At 69.5% G+C, this 6,711-nt stretch carries 7 protein-coding genes and 1 pseudogene; 7 read left to right on the top strand and 1 reads right to left on the bottom strand.

The window, feature by feature from the left end; genetic code table 11:
- Positions 1-177 precede the first annotated feature (177 nt).
- Positions 178-1,122, top strand: a complete 945-nt coding sequence (locus HNV26_RS28180) for a patatin-like phospholipase family protein (protein WP_171444135.1) — start codon at positions 178-180, stop codon at positions 1,120-1,122.
- On the opposite strand, the gene HNV26_RS28185 is transcribed toward HNV26_RS28180, so the two are convergent.
- Positions 1,119-1,862, bottom strand: a complete 744-nt coding sequence (locus tag HNV26_RS28185; protein ID WP_366817038.1) for a TVP38/TMEM64 family protein — start codon at positions 1,860-1,862, stop codon at positions 1,119-1,121. The genes HNV26_RS28180 and HNV26_RS28185 overlap by 4 nt on opposite strands.
- Positions 1,863-2,170: 308 nt before the next feature.
- On the opposite strand from HNV26_RS28185, the gene HNV26_RS28190 reads away from it, so the two are divergent.
- From HNV26_RS28190 to HNV26_RS28215, 6 genes and pseudogenes are all read left to right on the top strand, one after another.
- Positions 2,171-2,626 (top strand): general stress protein, encoded by a 456-nt coding sequence (locus HNV26_RS28190; protein ID WP_090494461.1) that lies wholly within the window; start codon positions 2,171-2,173, stop codon positions 2,624-2,626.
- Between the two features lie 46 nt (positions 2,627-2,672).
- Positions 2,673-3,011, top strand: coding sequence for a hypothetical protein (locus HNV26_RS28195; protein ID WP_011553861.1), 339 nt, complete (start codon positions 2,673-2,675; stop codon positions 3,009-3,011).
- A 32-nt stretch (positions 3,012-3,043) separates the two neighbouring features.
- Positions 3,044-4,264 carry a sodium:proton exchanger gene (locus HNV26_RS28200; protein ID WP_171444136.1) on the top strand — a complete coding sequence of 407 codons (1,221 nt, stop codon included), beginning with the start codon at positions 3,044-3,046 and terminating at the stop codon, positions 4,262-4,264.
- Positions 4,261-5,559, top strand: a complete 1,299-nt coding sequence (locus tag HNV26_RS28205; protein ID WP_171452911.1) for a cation:proton antiporter — start codon at positions 4,261-4,263, stop codon at positions 5,557-5,559. Before HNV26_RS28200 ends, HNV26_RS28205 begins: the two co-directional genes overlap by 4 nt.
- A gap of 53 nt (positions 5,560-5,612) precedes the next feature.
- Positions 5,613-6,224 carry an L-threonylcarbamoyladenylate synthase gene (locus HNV26_RS28210; protein ID WP_140862992.1) on the top strand — a complete coding sequence of 204 codons (612 nt, stop codon included), beginning with the start codon at positions 5,613-5,615 and terminating at the stop codon, positions 6,222-6,224.
- 22 nt (positions 6,225-6,246) lie between these two features.
- A pseudogene (locus HNV26_RS28215) lies at positions 6,247-6,711 on the top strand (hypothetical protein); the annotation flags it as partial.

The raw sequence follows: 6,711 nt of genomic DNA on the forward strand, positions 1-6,711 counted from the left end.
AGGAGTGAATCCGCCCATCCTAGAGAGGCTTCCGGCCGGGGGTGAATGGAAGTTGCCGTCCGAGGTGCCCCGGGGCCCGAGAGTCGGTGGACAGGGGCCCACGCCCCGGGGTGATTCCCGCCGCGCTGGCACGCCCCTATCCATCTGCGCCAGGTCCATTTCCCAAGGAGGCGTGCCATGAAGGATCGTCCCGCAACGCTCGTACTGTCCGGCGGTGGGGCCAAGGGAGCCTTCCAGGTCGGCGCCGAGCGCGTCCTCCGGGAGGTCCACGGCTTCCGCTGGGAGCGCATCTTCGGCGTGTCCGTGGGGGCCCTGAACGCCGCGCTGCTGGCCCAGCATTCCTACCGGGCGCTGAATGACATCTGGTTGAACATCCGCGAAGCGGACCTCTACCGGAAGCTGCCGTGGCCGCTCGTGGCCCTGCGCGTGGGCTTGTTCCGCAAGCTGGGGCTGTACGACAACACGCCCATGCGGGAGCTGATCCAGCGGCACCTCGCCGGACACCGCTTTCGGGTGCCCGCCCATGTGGGGCGCGTGTCCCTGGTCTCTGGCAACTACGAGCTGGTGCCCAGCGACTCGAGGGACTTCCTGGACGCCGTCTGGCAGAGCTCGACGTTGCCCATCCTCTGGGAGCCGGTGGGCGCGACGGCCCTGGTCGACGGAGGACTGCGCAACGCCACGCCCCTGGGGGACGCTCTGGAGTTCGGCCCGACGGAAATCGTCGTCATCGTCTGCTCACCCTCCAAGATTGAACGGGCGAAGCCGCCGGCCAATCTCCTGGAGGTGGCCACGCGCAGCCTGGCCGACATCACCCTCAACGAAATCCTTCTCAATGACGTGGATGCCTTCGTGCGCATCAACGACATCGTCCGTCAGGCCTACGAGGCGGGGCTCACCGTGCGGCGTCCGGATGGGGTGCCCTACCGGTACTGCCGCATCACCGTCATCGAGCCCACACGGCCCATGGGAGACATGTTGGACTTCGCGCCGGAGGTGATCCGGATGCGGCTGCGACATGGTGAGGAGACGGCCCGGGCCGTCTCGCTGCCCACCGGCGTGGGCCCCGGGGAGCGCGTGCAGCGCCGCGTGGAGCTCTTCCCGGAGCCTCCCATGCATGCCTAGAGCGCCGCGGGCTTGGCCGTGGCTTTGGAATGGCCGATGGCGCGTCGCGCGGGCGGCGGCGGCTCCGCGCGTGGCTTCGGCGCGTCTTCGTTGAGCTCCTTGTAGAAGCGCCGCCCGATGTAGGCGCCGAGCACCAGTGAGACCACCAGGCCCGCGGCGGCGACCGCCGTCATCGTCGTGCGGCCCTGGGCCAGACCACTGCCGAGCTGCGCCGTGAGGAAGGTGCCAGGGAGGGTGCCAATCAAGGCGCCGGCCAGCGTGGGCAGCAGCCGCGCTCCGCTCGCCGCCGCAGCCGCCAGCATCACGTCGGTGGGGCACAACGGACTGATGCAGGCGGTGAAGGCGAAGAGGAAGTCATGCCGCCTCGCCGCCCGCACCAGTGCGGGATACTTGCTGCCAGCCAGGCGCTTCATCAGCCCGGTGCCCAGCTTGCGCGCCGCGGCGAAAAGCAGCAGGCCCGACAGCAAGCCGCCCGTTAGTGAATAGAGGGTCGCTGCGAGCGTGCCAAACATCATCCCGCCCACGGCCGTCAGCAGCTGACCTGGAAGCAATGTCACGGGCCGGATGGCAAGGAAGCCGATGTATGCAATGGGCGCCCACTTCCCGAAGGGCTCCAACCAGCTGGCGAGGCGCTGCTGGTCGACGAAGTCCGGTCCGAGCAGCCGGAGTGCGACAAGCCCCCCCATTGAGACGAGCATCGGGGCCAACACCCGAAGCCAGGTCTTCACCGACTGCGCCACGCCGTATCTCCCCCGCGGCCCACTTCCGCCGCGCCGTGGGCCTGAAAGTGAAGGTGGTTTCGGGAATCCGCAATGTGCAGTGGGGTGTTTCCAACATGAAAGCATCCGGCCGGGCAGCCCGCCGCCCGGTCCGAAAGCTCGGCAGGCGTTGCGAAGCCCACGAAATCACAGGTGTTTTCGTGTGGCGTATCAGGCGTGAACGGCTGGCGGTGTACGGAGCTTGCTTGCATCGGGGCGCTTCCGTCCCAAGGTTTCAAGCAAGGGGCACCAAGGCGAGGGCTGGGGTAGTCACGAGAGGAGATAGGGAAATGTCGGACAAGGACAACAAGGGCAGCATGACGGTGGCCGAAGCGGGTCGGAAGGGTGGCGAGACGGTCCGGAACGAGCGCGGACGCGAGTTCTACGAGACGATCGGCCGCAAAGGCGGCGCCACGGTGAAGGCCGAGCGCGGTCGCTCCTTCTACGAGGAGATCGGCCGCAAGGGCGGCGAGACGGTGAAGGCCGAGCGCGGCGCCAAGTTCTACGAGGAGATCGGCAAGAAGGGTGGCGACCGGGTGAAGGCCACCCGAGGGCCGAACTTCTACGAGGAGATTGGCCGCAAGGGTGGGCAGAAGGTGAAGAAGCTCATCGAAGAGGGCAAGCGGGCCGCGCGGGCCGCCATGGCGGCGCAGGAGGGCGCGGCAGGTGCTCCGCCCCAGGAGGGTGCGGCGCCGTCCACCCCCCCTTCTTCCGGAGAGCCGGCGGGGCCGGGTCAAAACGAGTAGCACCGCGAGCGTGGCGCCAGGCTCGCGGACGGACTAAGAGGGCCGCGTGTACCTGGTCATCACGTTCCTTGAACAGTTGGAAGGAACCGAGCGGGCCATCCGCCGGCTCCGGGAGTTCGGTATCCCGGAGCCGTTGGTGGTGCGGGCTCGGAGCGCGGCGGCGGCGTTATCCGCCGAGGTCCCCGTGTTCGCGGGGCTCCGCAGTCTGGCGTTGGGCGCCGATGACGATCGCGTCATCCTGGTGAGCCTGTTGCCAGGCCTGCCCGCCGAGGAGATGGAACGCTTGGTGCAGCGCGTCCAACTGGAGATGGACGCGGACGAGCCGCCCATGGGACGACTGGTCGCCATGCCAGTGATTTCCGCGCCCACGCATCGCCGGTCGTGACGGGAAGCGTCCCGTCGTTATAAGCACGGGCTGTGCAAGCGCTGCTCGTCTTCCTATCCATCGCGGCGCTGTCGCTGCTCGCCTCCAGCCGTGCGCTGGACCCGGGGCGCTTTCCAGCGCTGGCGAGACTGGCGGCCAGCGGCTTCCTCTTCGTTCTGCTCGGCATCTTCCTGGGGCCTTCCGTGGCGGGGGTGCTCACCGAGCGGCACCTGGAGGCCATGCGCCCGGTGATGGCGCTGGGGTTGGGCACCGCGGGCGTGCTGCTGGGCCTGAACCTGGAGCCCCGGCTGCTGCGCCTGTTGCCGCGGTCCGTCTACCTGTCGGGGCTGGCACACTCCGGAACGGCCTTCTTCTTCGTCGCGCTGCCATTGCTGGTGCCGCTCGTCTTCACGTCCGCCCGGGGGCTGCTCGGCGCGGTGGGCGCGGCGGCGATGCTGGGGGCGGCGGCCAGCCTGTCTTCGGGGCACTCGGCCGTGCTCGCGTGGCGCGCGGGGCGCCTGGACCGGGCGCGCGGCCTGGGCGTGGCGCTGCTCACCATGCTGGATGACGCGGTGGGCCTGGGCGTGCTGGCGCTGGCGTTGATGATCGGCGCCGCCAGCAACGTCGGCGAAGGCCTGGGGCTGGTGTGTCTGGCCTTGCTGCTGGGCGTCATGTGTGGGGCGCTGCTGGCCTTCCTCACGCACTCGTTGAAGGACCTGGCGGAGCTGACCACGGTGACACTGGGCGGCGTGGTGCTGGTGAGCGGCGCGGCGGCGTACCTGCGGGTGTCGCCCTTGCTGGCGGGCGTGGCGTGTGGGGCGACGCTGGCGGTGGTGGGAGGCCGCACCTCGGAGCGCGTGGCGCGCGCGCTGGGCCGGGTGGAGCGGCCCGTGTTCCTGGTGCTCGTGTTCCTGGTGGGCTGCGCGGTGCATGCGCGGGACTACTGGGCGTGGGTGCTGATGCCCGCCTTCGTGGGCCTGCGCTTCCTGGGGAAGATGCTGGGCGGCCGGTTCGCGCGGCGGCTGGTGCAGCAGACGCTCGTGCTGCCACCCCGGCTGGGCTACGCGCTGATCGCCCAGGGCGGCCTGGCGCTGTGCCTGGTGGCGGAGTACGGGATGCTCGTGCCGGGAGGGCTGTCGCGGCGCGTGCTGGACGTGGTGGTGATGGGCGCGGTGGTGAACGAGCTGCTGGCGGGCCAGGCCTTCCAGTACGTGGTGGACCCGCCCCGCGGCATTTCCGAGACCTCGGCTGACAGCGACAAGGTGGCGGCATGAAGGGCGCGGTCATCCGGCTGCTGCTGTTGATGGTGCTCCTGGCCATCATCAGCCGGGCCCAGGTGCTCCGGGCGGACTCGGGGACACCGGTGATGCTGGCGGCGGGCGCGCTGCTGTTGTGCGGCCTGTTCGCGGGGAAGGTGGCCAAGGGCCTGGGGCTGCCTCGCCTCACCGGTTACCTGCTGGTGGGCGTGGCGGTGGGGCCCTATGCGCTGGGCTTCATCCCGAACGCGGGCGTGAAGGGGCTGGAGCTGGTGAAGGGGCTGGCGGTGAGCCTCATCGCGCTGGTGGCCGGCACGGAGCTCCGGCTGGGGCTCATCCGCCGCGTGGGCGCGCGCGTGGCCTTGCTGTGCGCGGCCGTGTGCGGCGTCACCTTCCTGGTGTGCTTCGGGGCCACCTTCGCGATCAAGCCCTTCCTGCCCTTCCTGGCGGACATGACGGTGCCCCAGGCGCTGGCGGTCAGCGCGCTGCTGTCCACGGTGGTGGTGTCATTCTCGCCCACTGTCACCATCGCCATCGTCCAGGAGACGAGCGCGCGCGGCGCCTTCACGGAGTTCCTGATGGCGCTGGTCATCATCGGCGACCTGCTGGTGATGGTGGCCTTCGCGCTGGCCGCGGGCCTGACGAAGGCGAGCTTCGGCGGCGGGCTGGACGTGACGGAGCTGCTGGGCGGGGTGGGGTGGGAGCTGTTCGGCTCGGTGGCGGTGGGGCTCGTGCTGGCCGTGGGCATGCTCGTCTACATGCGCGGCGTGAAGCAGGAGCTGCCGCTGTTCCTGGTGGGCCTGTGTTTCGCCGCGGCGGAAGGGGGCACGCGCCTGCACCTGTCCCCGCTGCTGGTGGCGCTGGCGGCGGGGGCGCTCATCGCGAACCTGGACGAGCACGCGGGCGAGCGCATCAACAACGCCATCCAGCAGGCGGGGCTGCCCGTGTTCGCGCTCTTCTTCGCCGCGGCGGGCGCGGGGTTGAAGTTGGACTCCCTGCTGACCGTGGGGCCGGCGGCGATGTTGCTGGTCGCGCTGCGCGGCGTGGCCATCTGGTTCTCCTGCCGCCGCTTCGCCCCAGCGGACGACCCGCGGCTCAAGCGCTACCTGTGGATGGGACTCATCTCCCAGGCGGGCGTGACGTTTGGCCTGGCGGCCCTGGTGTCCAGGACCTTTCCGACCTTTGGCCCCCAGGTGGAGGTGCTCATCGTCGCCATGATTACCGCCCACGAGTTGGTGGGGCCGGTCCTCACCCGGCGCGCCTTGGCGGCCTCCGGGGAGATCCGCGCGGACGACGCGCAGGGAACGGCATAGGCTGTCAGGCATCCACACCTTCAGCAGCAGTCACAGGAGGCACGGAGGACATCATGGCCGCACCCATCCTCGAGGTGGACACGGAGCACCCTTCACCCCGCCACATCCAGCGAGCGGTGGAGGTGCTGGAGCGCGGCGGCCTGCTGGCCTACCCGACGGACACGTACTTCGGGCTTGGCTGCGACTTGAGCTCCAAGAAGGGCATCGAGCGGCTGTACCAGCTCAAGGGACGCGACAAGAAGAAGCCCCTGTCTTTTCTTTGCCCTGACCTGTCGGACGTGGCCCGCTACGCGCACGTGAGCAACTTCGCGTACCGGACCATGAAGAGCCTCACTCCGGGTGCGTTCACCTTCATCCTGGAAGCGACGCGTCTGGTGCCGGACCTGATGATGTCCAAGCAGAAGCAGGTGGGCATCCGGGTGCCGGAATCCGCGCTCGTTCGCGAGCTGACCCGAGCCCTGGGCCGCCCTCTGGTGACGACCTCCGCGACCAATACGGAGGGTGAGCCCCTCACGGACGCAAAGGATATCAAGGAAGCGCTGGGTCACGGCCTGGACCTCATCCTGGATGGGGGCGTGACGCTCAATGAACCGTCGACCGTGATTTCACTCATCGGCGATTCACTTGAAATCCTCCGGCAGGGGAAGGGTAGGCTGGAGGACTAGAACCCGAGAATAGGGGGATTTCTTGGCACAGGGGGGAACACGGCCGAGCTCCGTGGATGCACCGGAGCAGGTCCCAGGGCTGCTCAAATTACTGTTGTTGCTCCTGTTCCGGCCGGTGGACCTGCACTACCGGCTGCGAGCCGCGGGCATCCGCGTTCCGGGCGCACGGCTGGGGACGTTGTGTCGCGAGCAGGCCGAGGGAGGCCGGGCCACGGCCGTCTATGTCCGGCGCATGCTGCTGGTGTTGCTCGTCGGCGCGCCGGTGGTGACGCAGGTGCTGGGCCTGGCGCTCGTGACGGCGGGCCTGCCGCTGGAGCGAGGCTGGGTGTTGTCGGCGCTGTTCTGCTCGGCGGTGGGGCTGCTGGTGGCGCAGGTGTTGGGGCTGGCCGCGGGCGTCCTGCTGGGCTCGCTGTCCAGTCTGGCCACGCTGCTGGGACTGCACGCCACGGCCGCGGATGCCTTCGGGCCGGAGCTGGGTGGGGTGGCG

This window comes from Myxococcus xanthus, from assembly GCF_013116825.1.
Taxonomy (GTDB): domain Bacteria; phylum Myxococcota; class Myxococcia; order Myxococcales; family Myxococcaceae; genus Myxococcus; species Myxococcus xanthus_B.

Bases quoted from the DNA above. Each gene is read 5' to 3' on its own strand.
- HNV26_RS28205 (WP_171452911.1), top strand. From the start codon at position 4,261: ATGAAGGGCGCGGTCATCCGGCTGCTGCTGTTGATGGTGCTCCTGGCC.
- HNV26_RS28210 (WP_140862992.1), top strand. From the start codon at position 5,613: ATGGCCGCACCCATCCTCGAGGTGGACACGGAGCACCCTTCACCCCGC.
- HNV26_RS28180 (WP_171444135.1), top strand. From the start codon at position 178: ATGAAGGATCGTCCCGCAACGCTCGTACTGTCCGGCGGTGGGGCCAAG.
- HNV26_RS28190 (WP_090494461.1), top strand. From the start codon at position 2,171: ATGTCGGACAAGGACAACAAGGGCAGCATGACGGTGGCCGAAGCGGGT.